The 26,177-nt window shown below is 65.2% G+C and carries 27 protein-coding genes; 15 read left to right on the top strand and 12 right to left on the bottom strand.

Annotated features, from left to right (window positions below; all coding sequences use genetic code 11):
• Nucleotides 1-44 precede the first annotated feature (44 nt).
• The 5 genes from rpmG to ACLIMP_RS06440 form a co-directional block, all read right to left on the bottom strand.
• Nucleotides 45-212 (bottom strand): 50S ribosomal protein L33, encoded by a 168-nt coding sequence (gene rpmG, locus ACLIMP_RS06460; RefSeq protein WP_039391223.1) that lies wholly within the window; start codon nt 210-212, stop codon nt 45-47.
• Between the two features lie 146 nt (nt 213-358).
• Nucleotides 359-1,153 (bottom strand): polyphosphate kinase 2, encoded by a 795-nt coding sequence (ppk2, locus tag ACLIMP_RS06455; RefSeq protein WP_054439951.1) that lies wholly within the window; start codon nt 1,151-1,153, stop codon nt 359-361.
• Between the two features lie 15 nt (nt 1,154-1,168).
• Nucleotides 1,169-1,981 (bottom strand): undecaprenyl-diphosphate phosphatase, encoded by an 813-nt coding sequence (locus ACLIMP_RS06450; protein WP_054439948.1) that lies wholly within the window; start codon nt 1,979-1,981, stop codon nt 1,169-1,171.
• 75 nt (nt 1,982-2,056) lie between these two features.
• Complete coding sequence (locus ACLIMP_RS06445; protein WP_324698261.1) at nt 2,057-4,222, bottom strand: M13 family metallopeptidase; 2,166 nt, start codon at nt 4,220-4,222, stop codon at nt 2,057-2,059.
• 129 nt (nt 4,223-4,351) lie between these two features.
• Nucleotides 4,352-6,202, bottom strand: coding sequence for an ABC transporter transmembrane domain-containing protein (locus ACLIMP_RS06440; protein WP_324698259.1), 1,851 nt, complete (start codon nt 6,200-6,202; stop codon nt 4,352-4,354).
• A 189-nt stretch (nt 6,203-6,391) separates the two neighbouring features.
• Here ACLIMP_RS06440 and ACLIMP_RS06435 point away from each other — a divergent pair, with 189 nt between their 5' ends.
• The 5 genes from ACLIMP_RS06435 to ACLIMP_RS06415 all read left to right on the top strand — a co-directional run bounded on the left by ACLIMP_RS06435 (nt 6,392) and on the right by ACLIMP_RS06415 (nt 10,756).
• Nucleotides 6,392-7,636 (top strand): polyhydroxyalkanoate depolymerase, encoded by a 1,245-nt coding sequence (locus ACLIMP_RS06435; RefSeq protein ID WP_324698257.1) that lies wholly within the window; start codon nt 6,392-6,394, stop codon nt 7,634-7,636.
• A gap of 302 nt (nt 7,637-7,938) precedes the next feature.
• A complete protein-coding gene (locus ACLIMP_RS06430; RefSeq protein ID WP_231636079.1) occupies nt 7,939-8,475 on the top strand; it encodes a murein L,D-transpeptidase catalytic domain-containing protein in 537 nt (178 codons plus the stop codon).
• A 91-nt stretch (nt 8,476-8,566) separates the two neighbouring features.
• Nucleotides 8,567-9,169 carry a TetR/AcrR family transcriptional regulator gene (locus ACLIMP_RS06425; protein ID WP_185997970.1) on the top strand — a complete coding sequence of 201 codons (603 nt, stop codon included), beginning with the start codon at nt 8,567-8,569 and terminating at the stop codon, nt 9,167-9,169.
• Between the two features lies 1 nt (nt 9,170).
• On the top strand, nt 9,171-10,172 hold the full coding sequence (locus ACLIMP_RS06420) for an XdhC family protein (protein WP_324698254.1): 1,002 nt from the start codon (nt 9,171-9,173) through the stop codon (nt 10,170-10,172).
• Entirely contained in the window at nt 10,169-10,756 is a 588-nt protein-coding gene (locus ACLIMP_RS06415; protein ID WP_324698252.1) for a nucleotidyltransferase family protein, read from the top strand. The genes ACLIMP_RS06420 and ACLIMP_RS06415 overlap by 4 nt, the downstream gene beginning before the upstream one ends.
• Nucleotides 10,757-10,781: 25 nt before the next feature.
• On the opposite strand, the gene ACLIMP_RS06410 is transcribed toward ACLIMP_RS06415, so the two are convergent.
• Nucleotides 10,782-11,300: a YqgE/AlgH family protein gene (locus ACLIMP_RS06410; RefSeq protein WP_491716055.1), complete on the bottom strand. Its 519-nt coding sequence runs from the start codon at nt 11,298-11,300 to the stop codon at nt 10,782-10,784.
• 145 nt (nt 11,301-11,445) lie between these two features.
• Between ACLIMP_RS06410 and ACLIMP_RS06405 the strand changes: the two genes are divergently transcribed.
• The 6 genes from ACLIMP_RS06405 to ACLIMP_RS06380 all read left to right on the top strand — a co-directional run bounded on the left by ACLIMP_RS06405 (nt 11,446) and on the right by ACLIMP_RS06380 (nt 16,617).
• Complete coding sequence (locus ACLIMP_RS06405; protein WP_324698250.1) at nt 11,446-12,138, top strand: fumarylacetoacetate hydrolase family protein; 693 nt, start codon at nt 11,446-11,448, stop codon at nt 12,136-12,138.
• A 7-nt stretch (nt 12,139-12,145) separates the two neighbouring features.
• On the top strand, nt 12,146-14,173 hold the full coding sequence (locus tag ACLIMP_RS06400; RefSeq protein ID WP_132469498.1) for a TonB-dependent receptor: 2,028 nt from the start codon (nt 12,146-12,148) through the stop codon (nt 14,171-14,173).
• Nucleotides 14,173-14,907: a metallophosphoesterase family protein gene (locus tag ACLIMP_RS06395; RefSeq protein WP_324698248.1), complete on the top strand. Its 735-nt coding sequence runs from the start codon at nt 14,173-14,175 to the stop codon at nt 14,905-14,907. Before ACLIMP_RS06400 ends, ACLIMP_RS06395 begins: the two co-directional genes overlap by 1 nt.
• A gap of 61 nt (nt 14,908-14,968) precedes the next feature.
• Complete coding sequence (locus tag ACLIMP_RS06390; RefSeq protein ID WP_054439936.1) at nt 14,969-15,541, top strand: (2Fe-2S)-binding protein; 573 nt, start codon at nt 14,969-14,971, stop codon at nt 15,539-15,541.
• The gene (locus ACLIMP_RS06385) at nt 15,538-15,882 is read left to right on the top strand and encodes an arsenate reductase family protein (RefSeq protein ID WP_054439934.1); all 345 of its coding nucleotides are present in this window, start codon (nt 15,538-15,540) and stop codon (nt 15,880-15,882) included. The genes ACLIMP_RS06390 and ACLIMP_RS06385 overlap by 4 nt, the downstream gene beginning before the upstream one ends.
• A 102-nt stretch (nt 15,883-15,984) precedes the next feature.
• Complete coding sequence (locus ACLIMP_RS06380; RefSeq protein ID WP_054439932.1) at nt 15,985-16,617, top strand: class I SAM-dependent methyltransferase; 633 nt, start codon at nt 15,985-15,987, stop codon at nt 16,615-16,617.
• 79 nt (nt 16,618-16,696) lie between these two features.
• Here the strand turns inward: ACLIMP_RS06380 and ACLIMP_RS06375 are convergent, their stop codons facing one another.
• Nucleotides 16,697-17,509, bottom strand: coding sequence for a hypothetical protein (locus tag ACLIMP_RS06375; protein WP_054439929.1), 813 nt, complete (start codon nt 17,507-17,509; stop codon nt 16,697-16,699).
• A 93-nt stretch (nt 17,510-17,602) separates the two neighbouring features.
• On the opposite strand from ACLIMP_RS06375, the gene lipB reads away from it, so the two are divergent.
• Together lipB and ACLIMP_RS06365 are read left to right on the top strand one after the other, a co-directional pair.
• The gene (gene lipB, locus ACLIMP_RS06370) at nt 17,603-18,286 is read left to right on the top strand and encodes a lipoyl(octanoyl) transferase LipB (protein WP_185997979.1); all 684 of its coding nucleotides are present in this window, start codon (nt 17,603-17,605) and stop codon (nt 18,284-18,286) included.
• Nucleotides 18,283-18,621, top strand: a complete 339-nt coding sequence (locus tag ACLIMP_RS06365) for a hypothetical protein (RefSeq protein WP_292636172.1) — start codon at nt 18,283-18,285, stop codon at nt 18,619-18,621. Before lipB ends, ACLIMP_RS06365 begins: the two co-directional genes overlap by 4 nt.
• Before the next feature lie 36 nt (nt 18,622-18,657).
• Here the strand turns inward: ACLIMP_RS06365 and ACLIMP_RS06360 are convergent, their stop codons facing one another.
• Complete coding sequence (locus ACLIMP_RS06360) at nt 18,658-19,824, bottom strand: N-acetyltransferase (protein ID WP_132469499.1); 1,167 nt, start codon at nt 19,822-19,824, stop codon at nt 18,658-18,660.
• Between the two features lie 184 nt (nt 19,825-20,008).
• On the opposite strand from ACLIMP_RS06360, the gene ACLIMP_RS06355 reads away from it, so the two are divergent.
• The gene (locus tag ACLIMP_RS06355; RefSeq protein ID WP_185997980.1) at nt 20,009-21,100 is read left to right on the top strand and encodes a fatty acid desaturase family protein; all 1,092 of its coding nucleotides are present in this window, start codon (nt 20,009-20,011) and stop codon (nt 21,098-21,100) included.
• Nucleotides 21,101-21,189: 89 nt separating this feature from the next.
• Here ACLIMP_RS06355 and lptG read toward each other — a convergent pair whose 3' ends face one another.
• Nucleotides 21,190-22,287 (bottom strand): LPS export ABC transporter permease LptG, encoded by a 1,098-nt coding sequence (gene lptG, locus ACLIMP_RS06350; RefSeq protein WP_185997981.1) that lies wholly within the window; start codon nt 22,285-22,287, stop codon nt 21,190-21,192.
• Nucleotide 22,288: 1 nt separating this feature from the next.
• Nucleotides 22,289-23,515: an LPS export ABC transporter permease LptF gene (gene lptF / locus ACLIMP_RS06345; RefSeq protein ID WP_054439920.1), complete on the bottom strand. Its 1,227-nt coding sequence runs from the start codon at nt 23,513-23,515 to the stop codon at nt 22,289-22,291.
• Nucleotides 23,516-23,983: 468 nt separating this feature from the next.
• Between lptF and ACLIMP_RS06340 the strand changes: the two genes are divergently transcribed.
• Complete coding sequence (locus tag ACLIMP_RS06340; RefSeq protein ID WP_324698238.1) at nt 23,984-24,292, top strand: hypothetical protein; 309 nt, start codon at nt 23,984-23,986, stop codon at nt 24,290-24,292.
• Nucleotides 24,293-24,314: 22 nt separating this feature from the next.
• On the opposite strand, the gene clpS is transcribed toward ACLIMP_RS06340, so the two are convergent.
• Both clpS and ACLIMP_RS06330 read right to left on the bottom strand, forming a co-directional pair.
• Nucleotides 24,315-24,692: an ATP-dependent Clp protease adapter ClpS gene (gene clpS / locus ACLIMP_RS06335; RefSeq protein ID WP_324698236.1), complete on the bottom strand. Its 378-nt coding sequence runs from the start codon at nt 24,690-24,692 to the stop codon at nt 24,315-24,317.
• A gap of 187 nt (nt 24,693-24,879) precedes the next feature.
• Nucleotides 24,880-25,953, bottom strand: a complete 1,074-nt coding sequence (locus tag ACLIMP_RS06330; protein ID WP_324698234.1) for a phasin family protein — start codon at nt 25,951-25,953, stop codon at nt 24,880-24,882.
• Between the last annotated feature and the right edge of the window lie 224 nt (nt 25,954-26,177).

Below are 26,177 nucleotides of genomic sequence, written 5' to 3'. Positions count from 1 at the left end.
TTGCAGGCTTGAACCGCCCCTGAATTGTAAGGTTCCGAAAAACCTTACTTGATCTTGGCTTCCTTGAACTCGACGTGCTTGCGCACGACGGGATCGTACTTGCGGAAGTTCATCTTCTCGGTCGTGTTGCGCGGGTTCTTCTTCGTGACGTAGAAGAAGCCGGTGTCGGCGGTCGAGACAAGACGGATCTTGACGGTTGCGGGCTTCGCCATGGCGGTTTCCTGTATCTCTCGTTTCAGCCGCCCTGGCCGGCCGGCATGTTCCGTTGAAAAATTTCAGGGCGGCAATCGAGCGCCGCCCCCCAAGGTTGCGGCCCATGCGATAGTGACAGCCCAAAGTCAAGCGGAAGAGGCCCGACTTACTCCGTGTCGAAAGGCGTGATCGGCTTCAGAACGCCGAATTTCTCATTGTAGGGCGAGTGATTCAGTTTCGGCATTTTGATCGTCTGCGGCTCGACCTTGGTATCGGGCAGCCGGTCCAGCAGATCGCGCACCAGCGTGAGTCGACCGATTCGCTGGTCGTTGAAGTCCACCACCGTCCACGGCGCGTGCTTCTTGTGCGTGGCCTTGAGCATGACCTCGCGCGCCTTGGTATATTCTTCGTACTTCTCACGCGCCGCCACGTCGATCGGCGACAGCTTCCAGCGCTTGAGCGGATCGTCGAGCCGTTCGTGAAGGCGCTCCTCCTGCTTCTCCTGATCGCAGGAGAGCCAGTACTTGAACAGCAGGATACCGTCATCGACGAGCATCCGCTCGAACACGGGGGCCTGCTGGAGAAAGCGCTTCACTTCCGAGCCGGTGGCGAAACCCATGACTTTCTCCACGCCGGCACGGTTGTACCAGCTGCGGTCGAAGAGGACGATTTCGCCCCGCGTCGGCAAATGTTCGGCATAGCGCTGGAAGTACCACTGGCCCTGCTCCCGCTCGCCCGGTGCGGTGAGGGCGACGGTGCGGCACTGGCGCGGATTGAGCTGGCCGCCTACGGCCTTGATCGCCCCGCCCTTGCCCGCCGTATCGCGCCCCTCGAACAGGACCACGATGCGGGCGCCGGTGGAGGAAGCCCAGCGGGCCATCCCCACAAGCTCCTCCTGCATCGGCTCCAGCAGCTTTTCGTATTCCTTGCGGCCGAGCTTCCTGTGATCGTTCTCGGCCATGGTTCAAACCCCTGATCAGACCCGCGAAAGCAGGAAGAGCGCGAGTGCGCCGGCGACGATACGATACCAGGCGAACGGTGCAAAGCCCGAGCGGCTGACGAAGGCCATGAAGGCCTTGATGACGACCAGCGCCACCACGAACGAAACGGCGAAGCCGATGCCGATCTCGCCCCAGCCGACCGGGCCCGTGCCCGCCATGAGTTGTTCGCGCGCGCCCAGCAGTTCGAGCGTGGAGGCACCCATCATCGTGGGAACGGCAAGGAAGAAGCTGAATTCCGCCGCAGTACGGCGTTCGACGCCCATCGCCAGCGCGCCCATGATCGTCGCGCCGGAACGGCTGACACCCGGCACCATGGCAAGGCACTGCGCGATGCCCACGCCGATGCACTTCACCATCGGCAGCTCGGCAACGCCGGTGAGCGGACCGGGCTTTGCCACCTTCTCGATGGCGAGGATGGCGATGCCGCCCACGATCAGCGCCCAGGCGACGACCGAAGGCTCGCCCAGCAGGCCCTCGATATGGTCCTTGAGGATCAGGCCCAGCACCGCCGAGGGGATGAAGGCCAGCAACACGTTGCGCACGAAGCGGATCGATACCGGGTCAAGCCGCAGCAGACCCACGCCCACCGCCCAGAACGTGCGCCAGAACTGCACGATGACAGCCAGGATCGCGCCGAGCTGGATCACGATGTTGAAGGTTGCCCACTGCGAAGCGTCGTACCCGAACAGCTGCGTGGCAAGAATGAGGTGCCCGGTCGAAGAGACTGGCAGGAACTCGGTGAGGCCCTCGACAATGCCGAGGAGGATCGCGGTTAGGGTCAAGCTCATCGGCGAGAGGTCATGCCGCACACACCGGGCAAGTCAACCCGAAGCGTGCGGCATGAGGCATTTAGGCGATAAAAATCACCAGATACGCACGCGCTCGGCAGGCGGAAGATAGAGAGCATCCCCCGGCTTCACGTCGAACGCCTTGTACCATTCGTCGAAGTTACGGACGATGCCGTTGATGCGGTAATGCGCCGGCGAGTGCGGGTCGGTGATGAGCTGCTGGCGCACCGATTCCTCGCGGTACTTGCTGCGCCACACTTGCGCCCAGGCCATGAAGAAGCGCTGGTCGCCGGTCAGGCCGTCGATCACCGGGGCTTCCTTGCCGTTCAGCGAGAGCTTGTAGGCGCGGTAGGCGAGGCTGAGACCGCCGAGATCGCCGATGTTCTCGCCCATGGTCAGCTTGCCGTTGACGCAGGTCTTGCCGTCGTCGAACGGGCAGAAGCTGTTGTACTGGGCTTCCAGCTTGTCCTGCAGCTTCTGGAAGTTGGCCTTGTCGGCCGGGGTCCACCAGTCGCGCAGGTTGCCGGTGCCGTCCGACTTGGCGCCCTGGTCGTCGAAACCGTGGCCCATCTCGTGGCCGATCACCGCGCCGATGCCGCCATAATTGACCGCGGGGTCCGCCGAAACGTTGAAGAACGGCGGCTGGAGGATGGCGGCGGGGAACACGATCTCGTTGTAGGGCGGGTTGTAGTAGGCGTTGACCGTCTCGGGCAGCATGAACCATTCGGTCTTGTCGACCGGCTGGCCGATGCGCTTCATCTGGTCGTCGTTCTCCCACGAACCCGCGGCAATGGCATTGCCGAGCGGATCGGTGGCCGAGAAGGTCAGGCCCTCGTATTCCTTGAACTTCGCAGGCGCGCCGATCTTGGGGGTGAAGGCATTGAGCTTGGCTTCGGCTTCCTTGCGGGTTTCCGGGCCCATCCAGGCGAGGCTCTGCAGGTTCACCGCCATGGCCTTGCGCAAGTTCGAGACGAGGTCGGTCATCGCCGCCTGCGCTTCGGGCGGATAGTACTTCTCGGCGTAGATCTTGCCGACCAGTTCACCGGCCATGCCTTCGACTGCGGCGACGCCGCGCTTCCAGCGGGCGCGCTGCTCCGGCTGGCCGCTCATGGTCTTGCCGTAGAAGGCGAAGGTGGCGTCATCGATGTCGGTGGGAAGAACCGAGGCATGGCCGCGCAGGAAGTGCGCGGCAAGCCAGGCCTGCCATGTCGAGACCGGAACCTCGGAAACCAGCCGGGCGACTTCCGGCACACCACCGCCGAACAGCGTCTGCGCCTTGGCGGGATCGATGCGGGCGACCTTCAGTTCCTCGGCCGTGGGCGGCATCTGATCGACGAGGATATAGGCGGCCTTCCCGGCGCCCATCGTCTCGATGAAAGTACGCATCAGGCCGGGTGCGGCAAGGCCCTCGAACTCGGCGACGGAAAGCTTGTTGTAGGTCAGGTCCGGATCGCGGCTGGCTGCGCGGTCCCAGTCTGCCTGCGCCAGCCGGGTTTCCAGCGAGAGCACGGCCTTGGCGGCGCTCGACGGGTCGGCATAACCGGCCTTGCCGAGGACGAAGGTCAGATACTCGACATACTTGGCGCGGATGTCCTGCGAACGCTTGTCGATCTTCAGGTAATAGTCACGGTCAGGCAGGCCGAGACCGCCGACGCCGACTTCGAAGGCATTCACATCGCTCTGCTTGGCATCGGCCGTCACATAAGCGCCGAGCGGCGAGGCGAAGCCCGGGGCCGCGAAGATCTTCATCAGGTCGTCGGGCGTCTTGGCCGCGAAGATGCGTTCGAGGTAAGGCTGCGCCGGAGAGAGCCCGGCCTTGTTGATCGCATCAACGTCCATGAAGGCCGCATAGGCCGCCTCGACGCGGGCAGCGTCGGTACCGGCGGCGGGCTTCGAGGCGATCAGGCCATCCATGATTCCGTGAACGCGCTGTTCCGAAAGGTCACGCAGGGCGGTGAACGACCCCCAGTTGGTGCGGTCGGCCGGGAGCACGACAGCGGCTTCCCACTTGCCGTTCACGAACTTGTCGAAGTCCGCGCCGGGCCTGGCGGTCTTTTCCTGCCACTGGGTCTGGATGCCGGCCTTGCCCCAATCCATCTTGCCGGGATCGAACTGCATCGCATCGGAGGACGCGCCTGCCGACGCCGGCGCCGGAGCGTCGGCAAGAGCCGGAACAGCGGAAAAGCTCAATGCGGAAACGAGCGCTGTCGAAGCGAGCACCCGGCCGAGAATGCGGGTCATGGTCCCACCTTTCTGAATTGCAATGACACGAACGGTCTGGCGACGGACCGGAACGGCCCGTCGATAGCGGCGCAACATAATTGCCATATTCGGCAACGCCAGCCCTGAAATGTCGTTCGTCGTCGCAGGTCAGGCGTTCGTCGAACGCGCGAAGGCCGATGCGGTATCCATATCGAATTGCAGCGAAGCCAGCCGCGCATAGAGCCCGCCGGCCTGGCCAAGGCTTTCGTGCGTGCCCTGTTCAACGATCCGCCCTCCGTCCATCACGACGATGCGATCCGCCTTGCGCACGGTGGCGAGGCGGTGCGCAATGACGAGAGTCGTGCGGTTCTCCATCAGGTGTTCGAGAGCGTCCTGCACCAGCCGCTCGCTTTCGGCATCAAGCGCGCTCGTGGCCTCGTCCAGCAGCAGGATCGGCGCGTCGCGCAGCAGCGCGCGGGCAATCGCCACGCGCTGACGCTGGCCGCCGGACAGGCGGGCGCCGTCCTCGCCAAGGAAAGTATCGAGCCCCTGCGGCAATTCGCGCAGGAAACGCTCGGCATTGGCGGCGCGCGCGGCGGCCCAGATGGCCTCGTCGTCCGCTTTCCAGTTGCCGTAGCGCAAGTTGTCGCGCGCGGAGGCGGCGAACAGTACACCCTCCTGCGGCACCAGTGCGATGCGCTGGCGGATCTCTCCGGGATCGGCGGAAGTCAGCGGGACGCCGTCGATCTTGATCGCCCCGCCCTGCGGATCGTAGAACCGCTCGGCGAGCTGGAACAGCGTGGACTTGCCGGCCCCGGAAGGGCCGACGATCGCCACCGTCTCGCCCGGTTCGATCGACAGGCTGAAATCATGCAGCGCCGCCATTTCCGGGCGCGAAGGGTAGCGGAAGGTCACGCGCTCGAAGGCCAGCTTGCCGCGCGCCGGCAGAGGAAGCGCCTGCGGGCGGGCGGGAGCGGTGATCGCAGGCATCTCGCCCAGCAGTTCGGCAAGGCGGCTGGCCGCGCCGGCGCCGCGCACGAGATCGCCGTAGACTTCGGTGAGCGAGCCGAAGGCGCCCGCCACGATGCCGGCCGTCACCACGAAAGCGGCGATCGTACCGCCCGTGATGGAACCTTCGGCAACGCCGATGGCACCGCGCCACATGATGACGGTGATGGAGCCGAAGATCAGGAACATGATAACCGCCGTCATCGCGGCGCGAATGGTGATGCGATGCTTTCCGGTCTCGAACGTGCGCTCCACTGCGCCGGCGAAGCGTTCCATCTCGCGGCCTTCCTGGTTGAAGGCCTGCACGACCCGCAGTGCACCGAAGACTTCGCTGGTGGTAGCGCCGATATCGGCCACGCGATCCTGGCTCGCCCGCGCCACGGTGCGCAGGCGGCGGCCGAAGGCGGCGATCGGCAGGATCACCACCGGGATGGCGACGACGAGCCCCAGCGTCAGGTGCGGCGCCAGCATGAAGAGGTAGATCACCCCGCCCACCGCCATGATGGCATTGCGCAGCGCGACAGAGACCGTGGTGCCGACCACCGTTTCGATGATCGCGGTGTCCGCCGTCATCCGGGACGCGATTTCCTTGGGGCTGTTTTCCTCGAAGAAACTGGGCGACAACGTGAGCAGGTGCCTCTGCACGCGCAGGCGAACGTCCGCCACCACGCGCTCACCAAGCCAGGAAACGCTGTAGAAACGCACCGCCGTGGCCACCGAAAGCACGATCACCACGCCCAGCAGCATGATGAACCACCAGCGGATTGCCGAAGGGTCGGCGCCCTGCGCAAAGCCCTGGTCGACGATCTGGCGGAACCCATAGGGAATCGCGAGGGTCGAAGTTGCCGTGGTCAGCAGCGCGAGCCCCGCAACCGCCATGCGGCCGGGATAGTGGAACAGTTCCCGCCAGACCATGCGCAGCGCCCCAAGGCTCCTTCGGCGCGGAGCCTTGGCATCGGTGGTGGCGTTCTCGTTCTCAGGCAATCCTGCCTGCCCCGCGTTGGCGTCCATGCGCGCGGCCTTATCCTGTCCATGGCTTCAGGAAAAGATATATGAAAAGCGCCTTTACGATCAGAGTGATCGGGCGGCTCGAATGCCGAAATCGGGTGCGCCGCATTGCGCCGGTAACGTTTCGGCCCCAAATGGCTTTCATAACCTTTGCAGGACGGAAGGGTCGCTTCACCGTCCGGGAGACGCACCTTGCTCTATAATGCCTACGAATTGCAGCGCACGATGCTGAGCGGCGCCGCCGCATGGGCCTCGGTCGGCGCTGAACTGCTTGCCAACCCTGCGCTGCCGATGGGTTACTTCGGATTCGGCCCGGTGATGGCCTCCGCACTGGACGTCTTCGCCCATGCCGCCGCCCCGCGCGGCAAGCCCGCTTTCGACATCGAGGACGTGACCACCGGTGGCAAGACCTGGCCCGTCACCGAATCGATCGTGCTGCACCGCCCATTCGGGAACCTGCTGCGCTTCGATCATCCCGGCCTGCCCAAGGATGCGCCCAAGCTGCTGATCGTCGCCCCGATGAGCGGCCACTTCGCCACTCTCCTGCGCGGCACCGTGGCGCGGATGGTGGAAAGCTGCGAGGTCTACATCACCGACTGGGCCGACGCGAAGATGGTCCCCGCCGCCGCCGGGCACTTCGACCTTGACGATTATATCGATTACCTGATCGGTTTCCTCGAACATATCGGCCCCGGCACGCACATGCTCGCAGTGTGCCAGCCCTCGGTCCCGGCGTTCGCCGCTGCGGCGATCATGGGCAAGCAGGAGCATCCCTGCCGCCCGGCAACGCTCACCATGATGGGCGGCCCGGTCGACACCCGCGAGGCGCCCACCAGCGTCAACGACGTCGCCATGGACCAGCCGCTTTCCTGGTTCGAGAACAACGTCATCGCCACCGTGCCGCTGGCCTATCCGGGGGCCGGCCGCAGGGTCTATCCCGGCTTCCTGCAACTGGCCGGCTTCATGGCGATGAATCTCGGCAGCCACATGATGAGCCACTACGGCATGTTCAAGCACCTTGTCGAAGGCGACGGCGAGGGCGCGGCGTCGACCAAGGCATTCTACGACGAGTATCGCTCGGTCTGCGACATGACCGCCGACTATTATCTCCAGACCATCGAGCACGTGTTCCAGAAGCATTCGCTGCCCAGGGGCGAATTCGTCCATCGCGGTGAGCGAATCGATCCCTCGGCCATTCGCGATACCGCGCTGCTGGCAGTCGAGGGGGAGCGGGACGACATCTCGGGCATTGGCCAGACCAGGGCAGCGCTCACGCTGGCGACGCATCTTTCCGAGAGCCGCAAGAAGTACGTGCTGGCCGAAAATGTCGGACATTACGGTATCTTCAACGGCAGCAAGTGGCGCACCCGGATCGCGCCGGTGCTGGAGGACTGGATCCACCAGCATTCCCGCAAGCCGCTCAAGGTCGTGGCCTGACGAATCGCTGGCAGGTGCCGGGCGGGTTCGCACGGCATCTGCCCACCCGGCGACTCGCCGCAATCGGCGAATCGTGGGAACGATACGATGGCCCGCCTTCGCGCCGGGAACTCTTCCTGTCGGAGTAACTGGCGCTTCCGATCCAATTGAGTTAACTTACTGCGATGGAACAGACGTTGGGTCGGCGTGCTGTCCTCATGGGCGGATTGGTTGCGGGCGCAAGCCTGGCAATACCTTCGCGTGTGCTGGCAGCGGAAAATTTGGCAGGAACAGCTTCGGGACAGATTGGCCCGGTTGCCGCGGTGCCGAGCGCCCTCACGCCATATCAGCGCCGCGTCCTCGATGTCGCCACGCAGCAGGTCCAGCGGACGCAGGGCCATATCTGGCGCACCGATCTCGTCGGTATCGCCGATTTCGCCCAGCCTTCGTGGAAACCGCGCCTGCACTTCGTCAATATCGAGAACGGGACGGTGCGCTCTTTCCTGCTGGCCCACGGGCGCGGATCGGACCCGGCGCACAGCGGCTGGTTGCAGAGCTTCTCGAACATGCCCGGCTCGGAAGCCACTTCGCGCGGGGCGTTCCTCACCTGCGAATGGTACACCGGCAAATACGGCACTTCGATCCGCCTCAAGGGGCTTGACCCGGATAACTCCATGGCGCTCGAACGCGCCATCGTGATGCATCCGGCGTGGTACGTCGATGCCGCGATGATCGAGAAATGGGGCAAGCTCGGCCGCAGCGAAGGCTGCTTCGCCATGAGCAATGCAGACTTCAACGAGGCGCTGTGGCACCTCTCGGGCGGGCGCCTGCTCTTCGCGGATCGCATCGGGGAATATTGAACCCCATTCATGGCTTCATGCCGAAATCCGCCATGTCGAAGTCTGCGCAGGCGGGTTAGACACCCTTGCAGCAGGGTGTTACGGATCGATCATGAACGGAAATCTCGCGGGATTCAGGAAAGACGCGCCTACCGACGCGCGGCAGGTACGCTCGCGCAAGGCGCTCAACGCGGCCATGCTTTCGCTGCTTGAGGAAAAGGCCTTCGACCAGATCACCATCCGCGAAATCTCGGCCCGTGCCGGCACCGGCTATGCCACCTTCTTCCGTCACTACCCGACCAAGGAAGCGCTGCTGGGCGATGTCGCCTCCGAGGAAATCGCCGGACTGCTGGCGCTGTCGATCCCGATCCTCCACGCCTCGAACAGCTACGAATCCACTCTGGCGCTCTGCAGCCACGTCGGCCAGCACAAGGCCTTGTGGTCCGCGCTTCTGGCAGGCGGCGCCGCGGGCATCGTGCGCGATGAGTTCATCCGGCAAGCCCGCCGCCTCATCGAAGGCGTCGCCAATCCGGCGGACTGGTTGCCACAGGACCTGGGGGTCATCCATGGTACCGGTTCGACGATCGACATCCTCGCCTGGTGGCTCACGCATGGAGAGGACCAGACCCCGGAAGCCACGGCCCGCATCCTCCACCGCCTGGTGATCGCGCCGCTGGTCGGCGACCGCGTAGAGGCACGCGCCTCGGCAGGATGACGTGAGCGGTAGCATCGACAGTGCGGACTGGCCGCTGTTCGGCTGGATCGACGACATTCGGCGACCACTGGCGGAGGCTTTCGGTGCCGGGCATCCCGTCGCCCTTGCCACGCTCTATCGGGTCGGCGGCAGCGCCCCGCGCGGCCCCGGTGCGCAAATGCTGTTCGTCGCGCCGGAGAATGCCGGCGGCGGGAGCGACATTGCCGCCAGCGGCTACTTTTCGGGAGACTGCATCGAAGGCGACGTGGCCAGCCACGCCGCGCAGGTCCTGGCCGATGGTGAGCCCCGGCACCTCCATTACGGCGCCGGAAGCCCGTGGATCGACATCCGCCTGCGCTGCGGCGGCGCGCTCCACGTCATGGTCGAACGCATCGCCCCGGATAGTCCGGCGGCCACCGAATTGCTGCGCCATGCCGCCGAACGTCGGAGCTGCCGCTGGCACAGCGACGGCACGCGGCAATGGGTCACGGTGGACGAAGGCCCCCTGCTGGCCGTGGAGGAGAAACCCTTCCTGCTTTCGCGCCGCTACGATCCGCCCCGCCGCCTAGTCGTTTCCGGCGGCGATCCCGGCGCTCTGGCCGCGGCACAGCTCGGCGCGCTCGCCCAGTTCGAGACGATCCTGCTCCGGCCGGACGGGCCGCACCAGCCGCCGCCTTTCCCGGTTTCGCGCTACTTGCGCGCCGATCCCACCACTGCGCTCGATGAACTCGGCGTCGATCGCTGGACAGCCTACCTCGGCGCCACGCATGAGGATCACCACGACCTCGGCGGCTGCCTTGCCGCGCTGCGGGGCGGCGCCGGTTACGTCGCCATGATCGGCGCCAGATCGCGCGCGGAGACAAGGCTCGGCGCCTTGCGCGCCGCGGGCGCCACGCCGGAGGAACTGGACCGGCTTCACCTCTCGCCGGGTGTACCCGGTCTCGGAAAATCGCCTTGGGAAGTGGCGACGGGGATCATGGCAGAGATCATGCAGGCCCTGAACCCGGCGCGGGAACGCGCATGAACCGGGCGGCGATCGTCCTTGCCGCAGGATCGTCGCGCCGCTTCGGGGGCGACAAGCTGTCGGCACCGTTCGAGGGCGAGCCACTGCTGTTTCACGCGGTCCACGCCGCGCGCGCGGCGCCGGTGTCGCGCATTCTCATCGTCGCCCGCCCCGACCTCGATTGCGGAACGTGGGACGGCGCGCCGGCGGTAGAGGTGCTGCGCGTGGAGAGCGATGCCCTTTCCGATTCCCTCAAGGCCGGCATCGCGGCTCTCGGCGAACCCTGCGATGTCTTCGTGTTCCTGGGCGACATGCCCCGCCTGCCTCACGGCGAGGCCGCCCGTCTTGCCGATGCGCTGGGAAGCGGCGCCGCTGCGATGCCTTGCCGCCAGGGCCGTCCAGGCCATCCGGTCCTGCTGTCCGCGCGGCTTCTGCCGGAGCTTGCCGGGCTGACCGGAGACGAAGGCGCCGGACGGCTGCTGCGCGGCCGCGACGATGTAATCTTCGTGGAATGCGACGATCCCGCCATCCATCTCGACATCGATCGCCCGGAGGATCTCTCCGCCCTCTCGGAAAGCACGCCCCCTTCGCCCGCCCGGACCTGATCCGGGACAGCCGCAAGACAGGCGATCAGGCGCGGCCGGTCTGGCTCGACAGCAGCGCCGGATCGATCCCTTCCGCCCGCCAGGTCGCGGTCCAGCGGGAATCGACCGGCGTATCGAACAGGATCTCCGGATGCGGATCGGCCGCATGCCATCCGTGCTGCCGCATCTCGCCTTCGAGCTGACCGGGCGCCCACCCCGCATAGCCGAGCGCCATGAGCCACCGGCTCGGTCCACGGCCTTCGGCAATCGCGCGCAGCACGTCCATCGAGGCCGAAAGCGCGCAAAGCGGCTGCACTTCCACGGTGTCGCTCCCGCCCCAATCGGTCGAGTGCAGCACGAAGCCCCGGCCCGGCTCCACAGGGCCGCCGTCGTGAACCTCGCAATCGGGGGCGACGCCGGGATCGATGCCCAGTTCCTCCAGGATTTCATGGAAGCGCACGCCTTCGCGCAGCCTGCCGACGCCGATGCCCAGAGCGCCACTTTCGTCGTGCACGCAAAGCACGCTTACAGTGTGATCGAAGCGGGGGTCGAACATGCCCGGCATCGCGAGAAGGAGTCGCCCGGATAAGTATTGTTTCTCTGTCACACCGGCAAATGTAAGCGCTTCGCAGGGGACGGCAAGCCGGTTGCGCTTTCCCCGCACGCCATCGCGCTCTATGCCTCCGCCGCAACCAGGGAGGAAATCGCGAGTGAGCCTGCTGTTCGAACTGCCCGAAGTGCCCAGCGTCCCCGTCGTCGGTGAGGAAGCGCGTTATCCGGTGCGCCGCGTGTTCTGCGTCGGCCGCAACTACGCCGCCCATGCGCGCGAACTGGGCAACGCGGTGGACCGCGAAGCGCCGATCTGGTTCACCAAGGCGCCCGCCGCCATCTGCGCCTCGGGCAGCGCGATCGCCTATCCGCCGGGAACGCAGGACTGCCACTACGAGATGGAACTCGTCGTCGCCATCGGCGGCCACGGCTTCGAGATTCCCGCCGAACAGGCCATGGCGCTCGTCTACGGCTATGCCTGCGGCCTCGACATGACCCGGCGCGACCTTCAGAACGCCGCCAAGGCCAAGGGCTACCCCTGGGACACCGGCAAGGACTTCGAAAACGGTGCGGTGATTGCCCCGATCACCCCGGCTGCGGCATTCGGCGCCCCCGGCGAACAACGCATCACCCTCGCCCGGAACGGCGAGACGAAGCAGGATGCGCCGCTCTCCGAAATGATCTGGAGCCTGCCGGAACTCATCGCCGACCTTTCACGCCTCTATCACCTCGCGCCCGGCGACCTCATCTACACCGGCACACCCGCCGGCGTCGGTCCGGTGGCGCCGGGAGATCGGCTCGAAGGCCGCGTGGAAGGGCTGGAGCCCGTCGTTCTGGCGATCGAACCGGCCTGACCGATAGATGACGTATCAACGCTCCTTCCGGCTCGTGGGCGGCCTGCTTGCCGGCTGTCCGCTGCTGCTGCTTGCCGCGCCTGCTCTTGCCGATGAAAACGCGGAGCCTGCCGGGCCGATCATCGTCACCGGCCACGGCCTGGAATCCGGCCCGGCGACACCTGCCTACGACGTGGAAACGATCGAGCGCGACGCGGTGATCGCCAGCGCCTCGGGACGGATTGAGGACGTACTCAACTCGGTGGCGGGCTTCGCGCAATTCCGCCGCTCGGACAGCCGCTCGGCCAACCCCTCGTCGCAAGGCGCAACCTTGCGCGCGCTCGGCGGCAATGCGTCGAGCCGGACGCTGGTATTGCTTGACGGCGTGCCCGTGGCGAACCCGTTCTTCGGCTACATCCCCTTCAGCGCCATCGCCCCCGAACGACTCTCCTCGATCCGGGTGACGCGCGGCGGCGGTTCCGGAGCATTCGGAGCCGGCGCCGTCGCCGGAACCATCGAGATGACCAGCGCCGGGCCGGACCAGATCGGCGCGCTTCAGGGCATCGCGCTCGTCAACGACCGGGGCGAGACACAGGCGTCGGCCAGTGCCGCACCCAAACTCGGCGCGGGCTACCTCGTGGCCAGCGTGCAGTGGGACCGGGGCGAAGGTTTCTGGACGACCCCCGCCAGCCAGCGCGTGCCCGCATCGTCGCGCGCCGCCTATGACAGCTGGTCGGCATCGCTGCGGGCCGTGGCACCGCTGAACGCGGACGTGGAACTTCAGGCATCCGCCCTCGCGTATGGCGATACCCGCAGCCTGCGCTTCAAGGGCGCCGATTCCACCTCCGACGGGCAGCAGGCCTCGCTCCGTCTGGTCGGCCGGGGAGACTGGCAGTTCGATGTGCTGGGCTACGTCCAGGCGCAGGATTTCTCGAACGTCGTCATCAGTTCCAGCACCTTCAGGAAAACGCTCGACCAGCGCCGCACGCCGACCACGGCGATAGGCGGCAAGGCCGAACTGCGCCCGCCGGTGGGCAAGGATCATGTCCTGCGCATCGGCACCGACCTGAGGCTGACCGAAGGCCACCTGCTCGAACTGCCGTACAACGCAACCGGCGCCTTCACGGCCGTGCGCCGTGCGGGCGGCAACCAGTCCGACCTCGGGTTCTACATCGAGGATGACTGGACGCTGGGCGACCTCGTCATCACCGCCGGGGGACGGGCGGACCGCTGGACGATCCGGAACGGCTTCTACCGTTCGGTCAGCCCCGCAGGCGCGGTGACGCAGGACAGCGCCTATGCCGATCGCTCCGGCTGGATGGGCAATGCGCGGGGCGGGCTCGTCTGGAACGCGGGCAAGGCCGTCAGCCTGCGCGCCGCGGCCTATACCGGCATGCGCCTGCCCACGCTCAACGAACTCTACCGCCCCTTCGTGGTCTTCCCGGTAACGACCCAGGCCAACCCCGACCTCAAGCCCGAACGCCTGCGCGGTTACGAGGCGGGCGTGGACATCCATCCGTTCGAAGCGCTGACGCTTTCGCTCACGGCCTTCGACAACAAGGTGAAGGATGCCATCGCCAACGTCACCGTGGCCACCAACCAGCGCGAGCGGCAAAATGTCGATTCCGTCCATGCACGCGGACTGGAAGCGGCGGCCGCACTCGATCTCGGCAAGGTCAGGTTCGACGGTTCGCTGGCATGGACCGACGCCAAGGTCAGGGCGCAGGATCCCGACCTTGACGGAAAACGCCCGGCGCAAGTCCCCAGGTTCGCCGCCAGCGCGACGCTGGCCTGGCTGCCGGCCGATGGCTGGCGCTTCGCGGCCACGCTGCGTCATGTCGGCGCGCAATACGAGGACGACCTCCAGAGCTACGTCCTCCCCGCCGCGACCACGCTTGACGGTTATGTGCAAGTACCTGTCACAGGCCCGGTCTCGCTGGTGCTGCGCGCCGAAAACCTGACCGACGAGGACATCGTGACCCGCAATCAGGACGGCTCCATCGACCTTGGCACGCCGCGCACATTCTGGGCAGGCGTGCGGGTAGCCCTGCGCTGATGCGCCTGGCGGTCCTCTCGGACATCCACGGCAACCTGCGCGCGCTCGATGCCGTGCTGGAGGACGTGACGGCACGCGGCATCACGCGCATCGTCAATCTGGGCGACATCCTGAGCGGCCCGCTCCAGCCCGCCCGGACCGCCGAACGCCTGATGGCGCTCGGCCTCGAGACGATTCGCGGCAATCACGAACGGCAATTGCTCGAACTGCCGCGCGAACGCATGGGCCTGTCGGACGCGCACGCCGATGCAAGGCTGGAAGACCACCACCGTGCATGGCTGGCTGCGCTGCCGGATACGCTCTGGCTGGAGGAAGACCTCTACGCCTGCCACGGATCGCCCGGCAGCGACCTGCAATATCTGCTGGAAACCGTGGAGCCGGGCGGCTGCCGTCAGGCCACGATGGCGGAAGTGGAAGCCCGCGTTGCCGGCCTCGATGCCGCCATGATCCTTTGCGGGCACACGCACCTGCCGCGCAGCGTCCGCCTTGCCGACGGACGTCAGGTCGTCAATCCCGGCTCCGTGGGCCTGCCCGCCTACGACGATGACCACCCCTATCCGCACGTGATGGAAAGCGGATCGCCCCATGCGCGCTATGCCGTGATCGAGCGCGCGGAGGGGGAATGGCGCGCCGAGCTGGTTGCCGTGGCCTACGACTGGCAGTCGGCAGCGGAGGATGCGCTGGCGGCCGGGCGCGGCGATTGGGCGCGGGCACTGGCGACAGGCCGTGCATGAGCACCGTTCCGCCGCACATGCCGCACTGGCGCATTGCCGCGTGCGCGCATAAGGAGGGCCGATGCCGCGCCTGACCGTCAACGATCACCCGGTCGAAATCGCCATGGACCCGCAGACGCCCCTGCTTTGGGGCCTGCGTGACGGCGCGAACCTCACCGGCACCAAGTACGGCTGCGGCGTGGGAGATTGCGGCGCCTGCACGGTCCTGGTCGACGGCGCGGCGCTGCGTTCCTGCCTCGTCTCGCTGGGCGAATGCGAAGGGCGCTTCGTTACCACCATCGAAGGTTTGTCCGCCGATCGCTCGCACCCGATGCAGCAGGCGATGGTCGCCGAACAGGCGATCCAGTGCGGCTTCTGCACGCCCGGCATCGTCATCGGCGGTGCGGCGCTGCTCGCCCGCAATGCCGATCCCAGCGATGCCGAAATCCGCGAAGCGATCCCCAACCTCTGCCGCTGCGGCGTCTATCCGCGCCTGATCGCCGCCGTTCAGCGCGCCGGCCGGGCCATGCGCCGCGAGGAAACGCTGAGCGCCGCGCCCGCGCCCGGCATCTCGCCGCAGGATGCCGCACGCGCGGTCCCGGCCATGGCGCCGCTGCAAACGACTTCCCAAGGACAACAGGAGACACGCCCGTGAAGGCGACCATCTGGCACAACCCCAATTGCGGCACCTCGCGCAAGACGCTGGCGATCCTTCAGGAAACGCCCGGCGCCGAAGTGGAAGTGATCGAGTATCTGAAGAACCCGCCCTCGGCGGAAAAGCTTGGCCAGCTCTACAGGGACGCCGGGATTTCGCCGCAGCAGGGCCTGCGCATGCGCGGCACCGATGCAGCGGAGCGCGGCCTCCCCGATGCCGACGACGGCACCGTTCTGGCCGCCATGGCTGCGGAGCCCGTCCTGATCGAGCGTCCTTTGGTGGAGACCGACAAGGGCGTGCGGCTGTGCCGTCCGCAGGAAAAGGTCCACGAGATTCTGTAACTCCCCCGTAACATTGGGCCGACGCTTGCTTGCAATATCGGCCCCGATCTGTCACCGAATCGCCCTTCGCCGGACGACAACTAAGCGAGAGCTTCCGCCAGCATGACCAGTACCGAGCTTGCCCGAGAGGCGCTGCCCCAGCGGATCAAGCGGAAGATCAAACACAGCCTCGGACCATGGGGCGTGTTCATTGAAGGCTTCCTGCGCAATCCCGTGATGGTCGGCTCGATCGTCCCGTCCTCGCGTTTCACGATCAACCGCATGCTGGGTCCAGTCGACTGGGCCAACTGCAAGCTCTTCGTCGAATACGGCCCCGGCGTCGGCACGTTCTGCCGCCCGGTGCTGGACCGCCTCGGTCGCGACGGGCAGCTGATCGTGATCGACACGAACCCGCTGTTCATCGACTATCTGCGCCGCACGATCACGGACAGCCGCTTCATCGCGGTGCTCGGATCGGCCGCCGACGTGGAAGATATCGTGCGCGCCCATGGCCACGAAAAGGCGGACTACGTGCTGTCGGGCCTGCCGTTCTCGACCCTGCCCGACGGTGTCGGTCCGGCGATCGCTTCGGCAACCTACCGCGTCATCCGCAAGGGCGGCGCGTTCCTGGTCTATCAGTTCACGCCCAAGGCGCGCGAATTCATGGCCCGCCACTTCACGCGGATCGACAACGGCATGGAGCCGATCAACGTCCCCCCCTGCTTCCTGTTCTGGGGCTGGAAGGACGAGGATTGAGGCAGCGCCCTGCGGCGCGCTTCCTGCCTCCTCACACAAAAAGGCCGGCGCCATGGCGCCGGCCTTTTTCGTTTTCGGCTTATTCGAACGTGCCCGCTATCCGCTCGGGCGAAGGGCCGGCAAGCTGGCGATGCACCTGCCCGATCACCGCAACGAAATAGAGCGCCATGATCGTTGCCAGGATCGATTCGAGCACTGCTCCCGCAACGCGCGCCACTTCGGCCGGAGCCAGCAAGGCGATCGGCAGCGTCAGGACATTGGCGAAGATCATCAGCACCATCATCGCCAGCATCAGCAGGGCGTAGAAGCCGAGCAATCTGCCCGTGTTCCCCTTGGTCAGGGCCCAGGATCGAGCCAGCGCCGCGATCGGGTTGAGCGTCTTTTCGACGGCGACGACCGGCGCCGTCACCGACAGGCGCACGCCGATCGCGATGGCGAGAATCAGCGCAAGGCCGAGGCCGATGGCCGCACCGGCCTTCCCGCCCGCCACGCCCAGAACGCCGCCGACGACCATGGCGACCATGGCCAGCGCCAGTCCGGCCACGATCTGCGCCAGCAGGTAGGGCAGCAGGCCCTTCAGGCCGGAGCGAATCGCCTCTCCCACCGTCGGGCGGCGATCGGTGTCGAGCAGGCAGAGCAGCGAAAGCGTGCCCAGCGCCTGAAGCAGGGCGACCGGGATCATCACCGGCAGCACCGAGTTCCAATAGGCCCTCACCGCTTCGACGACCTGCGTCTCGCTCAGCCCCGAGCCCATTTCCGGCTGCGGGAAGAAGATCGCGAAAACGAGTTGCGGCAGCAGGAAGAAGACGCCCGCCAGTGCCAGAACCACCTCCCGATTGGCGGAAACCGCCAGGGACGCCTGGCTCCAGGCCTTGTTGCTGTCGAACCTCATAGATGCTCCTGATACGCCGTTCGAGGGCGCCATGTTAGCGCGGCGCCTCAAAGTGACTTGATAACCGCAGGGAATGACGCCACGCAACGCGGCATGACTTTTCCCGACACGCTTCCCGGTGATATCGAACTGCGGATCAGCGCCGAACCCGTGCCCTACCGCGCCGCGCTTGACGAAATGACCGAGCGCAACGCCCGGATCGCCGCCGGAGAGGCGCGCGAACTGGTATGGCTGCTCGAACACCCTCCCGTCTACACGGCCGGCACCAGCGCCGACCTGACCGAACTGCTCGATCCGCGCTTCGAGGTCGTGGAGGCCGGTCGCGGCGGGCGCTATACCTATCATGGGCCGGGCCAGCGCGTGGCCTATGTCCTGCTGGACCTGCGCAAACGCGCCCGCGACGCACGCGGCTTCGTCCATGGGCTCGAAGGCTGGGTGATCGAAACGCTGAAGGATTTCGGAGTCGAAAGCTTCCGCAGCGAAGGCCGGATCGGCATCTGGACCCAGGACGTGGACGGGCGCGAGGCCAAGATCGGCGCGATCGGCGTGCGCATCCGCAAATGGGTGACGATGCACGGCTTCGCGGTGAACATCCGACCCGACCTGTCGCATTTCACCGGCATCGTTCCTTGCGGGATCGACGAGTTCGGCGTCACCAGCCTTGCGCGCCTTGGACGCACGGTGGAGTTCGCGACCTGGGACGAAGCCCTGATCGCCCGCGCGCCCGCCTTCCTCGCCGCGCTAGACCGCCCATGCCCACCGGAGCAGCCAGCATGACCCGTCTTTCCCGGATGCTGCCCAAGGCCGCACTGACACTCGCCCTGACCGCTGGCACCGCCCTGGGCGGCTGCAACCAGCAGGACGCGCCAAGCGAAAAGGCCGCCAGCGGCGCGAAGCTCCTGCCCCGCTCCGTCAGCGACGACATGCTGCCTTACGATACCGTGCGTTCGCAATCGCCGCTGGCGGCGCCGACCTACTCGGGCTCCGGCTCGGCATTCCCGCGCAGCAGCGCCACGGAAGCAGCCCTGCCCGAGGACGACACGGCCAATGCCGCAGCCGCTGCCGCCGCCGAAGTGGAAGCCGCCGCCGCCGAGCCTGCGCCGCAGCAATAAGCCCCGGCGCACGGCCCGGCAACCGCGCCGCCCGTTTCAGAGTGCCTTTTCGTAGATCGCGTATTCGCGGTTCACCTTGCTGTCGATGGCCCCTGCAATGGCGACCATCCCCTGGTTGTCTTCGAGAACCCAGCCGATCTCGCCGCGCCTGGCGCCGAACTTCGCCGTGGCCGACCGGCGGATGTACTCGATCATCATGAAGGCGAGCTGGCTGGCCAGACGCGAGGATTGCAGCTTCTTGCGCACGCCCATCAGCGGCACGCGCATGTCGGCCGGCTTCGGCTTGCGCAGCCAGAGCAGCAACTTGATGAGCCCGAGGATCGACGGCTTGCCCTTGGTGCCGTTCAGCCGCTTCTGTGCCTGGTTGAGATCGGGCCAGGTCATCATGAATGCCACAGGCTCACCTTCGTATTCGGCGATCCGAATCAGTTCGGGATGAACCAGCGGCTTGAGCGCCTTTCCGGTGTAGGCGATCTCGCGGTCAGTGAAGGGCACGAAGCCCCAGTTGTCCGACCAGGCATCGTTGAGGATGTCGCAGATCAGCGCCGCTTCCTCGTCGAATCGACTGGGATCCACTTCGCGGATGCGGATCTTGGCGTTCTTCTCGCCCGAGGAGACGATGCGCTGGATCAGCGGGGGGAAATTCTTCGTCACGTCCAGATCGTAGGTGAACAGGGTCTTCACCCGGTCATAGCCCGCACCCTCGATCCATGGCTGATAGGCCGAATCGTGGTGCGCCATCATCACCATCGGCGGATGATCGAACCCGCGCACCTGAAGGCCGGGCTCTTCCCAGACCGAAAGGTTCATCGGCGCCAGAACCCGGGTCATGCCCTGCTCGCGCAGCCAGTTCTCGGCCGTTTCGATAAGCAGTCTCGCAACCGCCTCATCGTCCGCCTCGATGGCGCCCCAGTTGCCGGTTCCCGGCCCCATGCCCTGCTCAGGCGGCTGTTTCAGCGCCAGTTCATCGATATGCGCCGAAATGCGCCCGACGACGGCACCACCGCGCTTTGCCAGGAAAAGCTGGCCGCGCGCATGGTCCCAAAAGGGGTTCTTGCCCGGCGTGAACTTGGAAATCTCTTCCGAGCGCAGGTTGGGTACCCAGTTTTGATCTGCCGCATTGTGCCGATAAGCGTAATCGACAAAGGCGATGCGGTCGGCCTTGCTGGAAACGGGTGTGATGACTAGTTCGGCGTTGGCCACGATCCTGCCTTTGTTCCGCTATATGGGGAATGCTTGGATCGCGACCTGCGGTCGGTCCCGTCACCTTGTCAAGCAGGACCGCACGGCAGTGCCGCTGCAAAACACGCACCGGGGCCAATTTTGCCCCGAGACTTTGGGCTTGCACCGATCTTTCGGGCCCGCCCTGAACTTTGGACCCGATTGTATGATTGCCCAGGAAGCCATCGACCTGTCACCCACCGCACCGCGCGAAGCTGCTGCTCGCCCGCGTTCGTCGGAGATTCCCGACGACAAGGCGATGCTGCGCGCGGCAGTCGAACTGACCCGCGACATCTCGGCCGCGCGGCCCGAAATCTACTGGCCCGACATGCTGGCCTCGGCCGCGGTCGGCTATGGTGCGCTGGCCGGTGCAATCCTGGTGGACAACACCTGGGCGGCGCTCGGCTGTGGCCTGCTGGCGGCGCTGGGACTCTACCGGGCGCTGCTGTTCATTCACGAACTGAGCCATATTCACCGCGATGCCCTGCCCGGCTTCCGCTTCGGCTGGAACCTGCTGGTCGGCATACCGCTGCTCACGCCGTCTCTGATGTACGAGAACGTGCACACCATCCACCATACCCGCACGCGCTATGGCACGGTGGAGGACCCTGAGTACCTGCCGCTGGCGCTGATGAAGCCCTGGAGCCTGCCGGTCTTCGCGCTGACCGCGATCCTGCTGCCGGTGGCGCTGCTGATCCGCTCGGCTGTGCTGGTGCCGCTGGGCGCCGTGATCCCGCCGCTGCGCAAGCTCGTGTGGGAGCGTGCGTCCGCGCTCGCCATCAACCCGCAGTTCCGCCGGCGGCCCGCTGAGGGCAAGTTCGCTCGCATGGTCTTCTGGCAGGAAGTTGGCTGTTCGGCCTGGGCCATCGCCGTGCTTGCCGCAAGCGCCGCATATGGCTGGCGCCCGCTGCTGATCGCGCTCTGCGTGGTTTCACTCACCGCATTCCTCAACCAGGTCCGCACCCTTGTCGCTCACCTCTGGGAGAACGACGGCGACGCCATGACGGTGACCGCGCAGTACCTCGATTCGGTGAACGTTCCGCCCCCCGCGAAGTTCTCCGAACTTTGGGCGCCGGTGGGCCTGCGCTATCATGCGCTGCATCATCTCCTGCCCTCGATGCCATATCACTCGCTGGCCGAAGCCCATCGCCGCCTTGCCCGGCAACTGGGAACCGATTCCACTTACGCGAAGGCGAACTACCCCGGCCTGATGCCGCTGGTCGGACGCCTGATCCAAAGCACCATGCGAACGCGCTGATCGTCCGTTGGGACAAGAAAGAAAAAGGGGCCTCGCGCAATCCGCGCGAGGCCCCTTTTTCATATCCGGTGATGTTGGAAGAAGACGGGCTATTCCTCGGTTCGGATCAGCACCGTCTCACCGATGAGGGCGAAGAGCACGAACGGCGCCCAGGCCGCGATCAACGGCGGATAGCCGCCGAAGTTACCCATCGCCAGCGCTGCATTGTCGAGCACGAAATAGGCAAAGCCCAGAGCCATGCCGATGACCGCGCGGATCAGAAGCTGGCCCGACCGCGCCAGACCGAACGCGGCAACTGCGCCGAGCAGCGGCATCAGCACCGAGGAGAACGGCCCGGAAAGCTTGTGCCACCACGCGGCTTCAAGCTCGCTCGTCCGCCGTCCGGCGACCTTCATGGCTTCGATCGAAGCGGAGAGTTCGAACAGGTTTTCCGAATCGGCATCGACATTGGTGATCATGATCTTCGCCGGCGTGATGCCCGGGGCGACAGTGGCGGAGGCGAGCTTCGTCGTCGTGGTCGTCGCCACTTCGAAACGGGTGGGTTTCTCGAAACGCCAGCCCGGGTTCTGGTATGTCGCGCGGTCCGCACGCAGCTGCTCGACAACCATGTCGTTCGCATCGCGGCGATAGAACGTCACGCCGTTGAGCGTCATCTGGCTGCCGTTCCCGGATAGACTCGCCGCCATCAGCAAGTCCTGCCCGTCGGCCAGATAGAGATTCACCTTCGCCTTGGTGTCCTTGGGAACAGGCCCGTACTTCACGGCCTGCCAGGCATCGAGCGCCGCCGAGGCACGTGTGACCACGCGCTCGTTGAAGGCAAGGCTACCCACGGAAATCACCATCGCGGCGAGAATCAGGGGTGCCAGCACCTGATGCGCCGAAAGACCCGCCGCCTTCATCGAGATGACCTCGCTGTTCTGGTTCAGCGTGGCGAGCGTGATGATCGTCGCCAGCAGCACCGAGTACGGCAGGAACCGCGCGACGAGCTGCGGTATCCGCAAGGTCACATAGTAGAACAGCTGGGCTTCGCCGTTACCGGGATAAGCCAGGATGTCTCCGCTTTCGCCCAGCAGGTCGAGGACCTGAAGCACGAGAACCAGCATCAGCAGCACCGCCAGGATGCGGGTGATGAACAGCCGCGCGAGATACCAGGTCAGGGTGCGCGAGGGAAAGAATTCGAACTGCATCTCAGGAAGGGTCCGCGGGTTCAGGCAGGAGCGGTCCGCTCTGGCGGCGCTTCAACAGGGACTTGAGGCGTTTGACGACAATCTCGACGCCCTTCTCCAGCCAACCGATGGCCTGACCGCCGGGGACGTAGGCAACCCGCCAGTACATCCAGAGGATCAGCGCGGAGAGCATGAGGAACGGTCCCCAAAGCCCGAAAATCGGATTGATCTTGCCCAGGGAGGCAACGTCGGCCGCGTACTGGTTCACCTTGTGATAGGCGACGACCATGACGATAGAGACGAACAGGCCCAGCGCGGACGTAGAGCGTTTCGGCGGAATCGCCAGAGCCACCGCCAGAAGCGGAAGCAGCAACATCATCACGACCTCAACCATGCGATAGTTGAAATTCGCCTGGCTCGAGACCCGCTCCTCCTTGGGAAGGCTGTCATTCCAGCCGAGCTTGGCAAGTTCGGGCAGCAGATATTCACGGTCCTGCCCGCCGCGCTGGCGGAATTTCTCGATCTGGGGAAGTTCGATCGGCAGGTCATGACGCGTGAACGACAGGACGCGCGGCTCCTTGCCGGGCATGTCCTGAATGATCTGCCCCTGATCGAGCCGCAGGATGATCGTATCAGGTGCCCCCTTGAGTGCCAGGAATTGCCCCTCCCGCGCAGAAATCGAAAGCACCTGGCCCTTCTCGTTCGCGACGCGGGCGAAAATACCGATGAGACGACGCCCGTTGTCACGGCTTTCGTCGATGCGCAGCGCGATCCGGTCCTTGAGCGAAGTGAATTCACCGACCTTGATCGAGGCTCCCAGCGCACCCGATTTCAGCTCGTAGTTCAGCTCTTCGTAGTAATATCGCGCCAGCGGCTGCAGATATCCGACGATCGCGAAGTTCAACGCTGCCAGAACCAGAGCGATGATATAGGGCACGCGCAGAAGGCGGGTGTAGCTGAGGCCCACGGCACGCATGACGTCGAGTTCGCTCGACGTGGCGAGCTTGCGGAATGCGAGCAGGATACCGAGCATGAGCCCCAGCGGAATTGCAAGGCTCGCATATTCCGGCAGCAGGTTTGCCAGCATCTTGAAAACGACGCCGATCGGCCCGCCTTCGGTCGCCACGAAGTCGAACAGCCGCAGCATCTTGTCGAGCACGAGCAAGGATGCCGCGAGCAGAAAAATGCCGAGCATCGGCATCAGCACGAGGCGGAAGATATAGCGATCGATGGCGCTGAAGAATTTCACGCTGAGAGGTTCACCGGGGCGTCGTGAGAAAATCGTGCTCCCAGCCCTTAACGGCTTGGCGCGAGTGGGCAAAGCGAATTGTCTTTGCAAGCGGAGGGAACATTCGCGCAGGCCGTTGTAGAGCGACAAACGGGCATTCGGATGCGGCGGACGGAGCCCCCAAAAGCTTCGCCGCCCGGGCGCGCCCGACCTTGCGCCATTTCACGGTTAAATCAGCCCGTTTCACGTTGCCAGCGTCAACCTTCCGCCGAATGGGGCGATCCCCGCGAGCGGCCTCACCCGCACTCGCATCGCCCCCCGACGAAAGCCGCCATGCCGTCCGACAATCCTGAAGCCATCCCCCAGCCCCCCATTCCCCAAAGCCCGCCTGAAGCCGCCATACCAGGCCTTACCGACGGGTTTCGGCACTTTGCCGCCAGAGCGCAAGCCGCAACACGATCGGACACTCCGATAATCGTCCGCGAAGCGATGCTGGTCCTGGGTCGCTGGCGGCGGCCTGCGAACCCGGAAAGCTGGAATGTTCAGGAACGGGAAGCCGCGAGGCTTCTGGGCAGGAACGACTGTGCCGGCGCTGCGATAGCGTTGCTGCCTGTCGGCGCGCTCTTGCGCATCGAATCGCTCAACCCGTTGCACGACTGGGCGGAAGTGACGTTACCGAATAGCGGACCGTCCGCAGAAGCCACGGCACAATCATCCGCAGCAGCGATCATCGCCGCTCTCTTCCGCGCTCTGGCCGAAAAGTATGAGGTCCCGCCCGGCAAGGCCACCACGCCCTGACCGGATCAGGCGAATCAGCCGTTCAGGCCTTTTCCAGCGTGCACTGGAGAGGATGCTGGTTCTGCCTGGCAAAATCCATCACCTGGTTCACCTTGGTTTCGGCGATCTCGTAAGGAAAAATCCCGCATACGCCGACGCCCTTCTGATGGACATGAAGCATGACCCGCGTCGCCTGCTCCAGGTCCATGTGAAAGAAACGCTTGAGGACCAGCACCACGAATTCCATCGGGGTGTAATCGTCATTGAGCATCAGCACTTTGAACTGGCTCGGCTTTTTCGGCTTGGCCCGCGTCTTGGTCGCGACGCCGAGCTGATCGTCGTCACCGCCCCCCCGATCGGGATCCTGATCGTCTCCCGCTCCCACCGGTGCGGAAAGCACACGTTCGGCGCGCGCGGACATGATGTGCGCAGGCACGGAAAGGGGCAGCTGGGAATCGACGACAGGGGAAAGCATGATGGCAGAATATCGTATCGGAGCGCCGGGAAACAAGATGTCCCGCCAAGATTGCGTCGATTGACGGCAGAACGGTCGGACGAGTTGCCTCGTCCGACCGTCAAATGATGGCTGCGAAATAACCCAAAGCGGCTTAGGCAGCCGTCTGGCGGGCCTTTTCCACTGCGAGGCTAACGCGGCCCGAAAGCGGCGCGAACACGTCGCTCATCAGCTTGAGAACGGCTTCGCTGTTCTTCGAACCGTAGGCAACGGCGCTGTCGAAGTTCTTGCGGGCCAGATCACCCTGGAGCTTGAAGAAGTCGTTGGGAGACTTGGCAGCGGCAAGTTCCTTGATGTCGCCGGTCAGCGTCTCGAAAGCACTGCGACCTTCAGCGACGAACTCGGAACCGAAGCCCTGGAGGCCTTCAGCGAAGATCTTGCCCGATTCCAGCACGGCTTCGACATTGCCCTTGGTGAAATCGCCCACTTCGCCGAACGCGACAGCGCTCTTTTCGAATGCGGCCTTCGCCTTGGTCTGAGCTTCGGTAATGGCATCCTGGAAGCCGGCGAAGTTAGCGCTCATGTCCATCGTTTTTTCCTCGAGCATGAATGGTGTGAAAAGTCCTGCGAACTTGACTGTCTTGGTCTCAGCGGTCTTTTTTGCCGCGTTGGCTTTTGGCGCCAAAGGCTTCGTCACGGCCACGAGGACCGGCTTCGCCTTGGCGGCCTTGATGACCGGCTTTGCCGCTACGGGCTTGGCCGGAACAACTTTCTTCGGCGCGGCGGGCTTGGCCACCGCAGCGATCTTTGCCGCAGGCGCAGCCTTGACCTTGGCCACGGGCGCCTTTGCCGGGTTCGCCGCAGCCAGGACCTTCACAGCCGGTTTCGGCGCCTTCGCAGGCTTTGCCTTTACAACCTTCGCCTTGGCAGTTTTCGGAGCAGCAGGCGGGCTGGCCTTGGAAACAGCTGGAGCCGGCTCGGCCTTGGGAGCAGGAGCGGCAACAACCGATTTCGGCTCAACGGCCGCTTCCGCGATGTCGGAGATGGGCTTTGCCGATTCCCTCTTCGGAGCAGGAGGCACTGGCTTGGGCACCTCTACCGGCGCTTTTGCAGCGGCAGCCTCATAGGCCTTTTCAGCAAGTACCTCATCCTTCGTCTCTTCCTGGCCGGCCATATGACTGTTCCTGCGTTCCTGCTGGCAAACGGGTCTCGGGCGGATCGCGATCAATCATGAGGCGGCGGATAATTTTCCGCCATGGGGCCCCGAAGCTGAAAGATTGCGATTCGGAAATATCTTTGTTGCAATGCACAATATGATTTCGCAGGAGCGAAGTCAATGCCCTCATGCTGCACTGCAGCGTAAACGTTGCAACGCAGCATCCGCGGCGAACTGTGGCTCCCGCGGGGTTTTCGAACGGCGAATGGGCGACGCATCGTCCCGCAAGCAACGGC

Origin of the sequence: Novosphingobium aeonii (genome assembly GCF_052279045.1) — a bacterium.
Taxonomy (GTDB): domain Bacteria; phylum Pseudomonadota; class Alphaproteobacteria; order Sphingomonadales; family Sphingomonadaceae; genus Novosphingobium.
The sequence above is the reverse complement of the archived record's forward strand: the minus strand, read 5'-3'. Positions and strand labels throughout refer to the sequence as shown.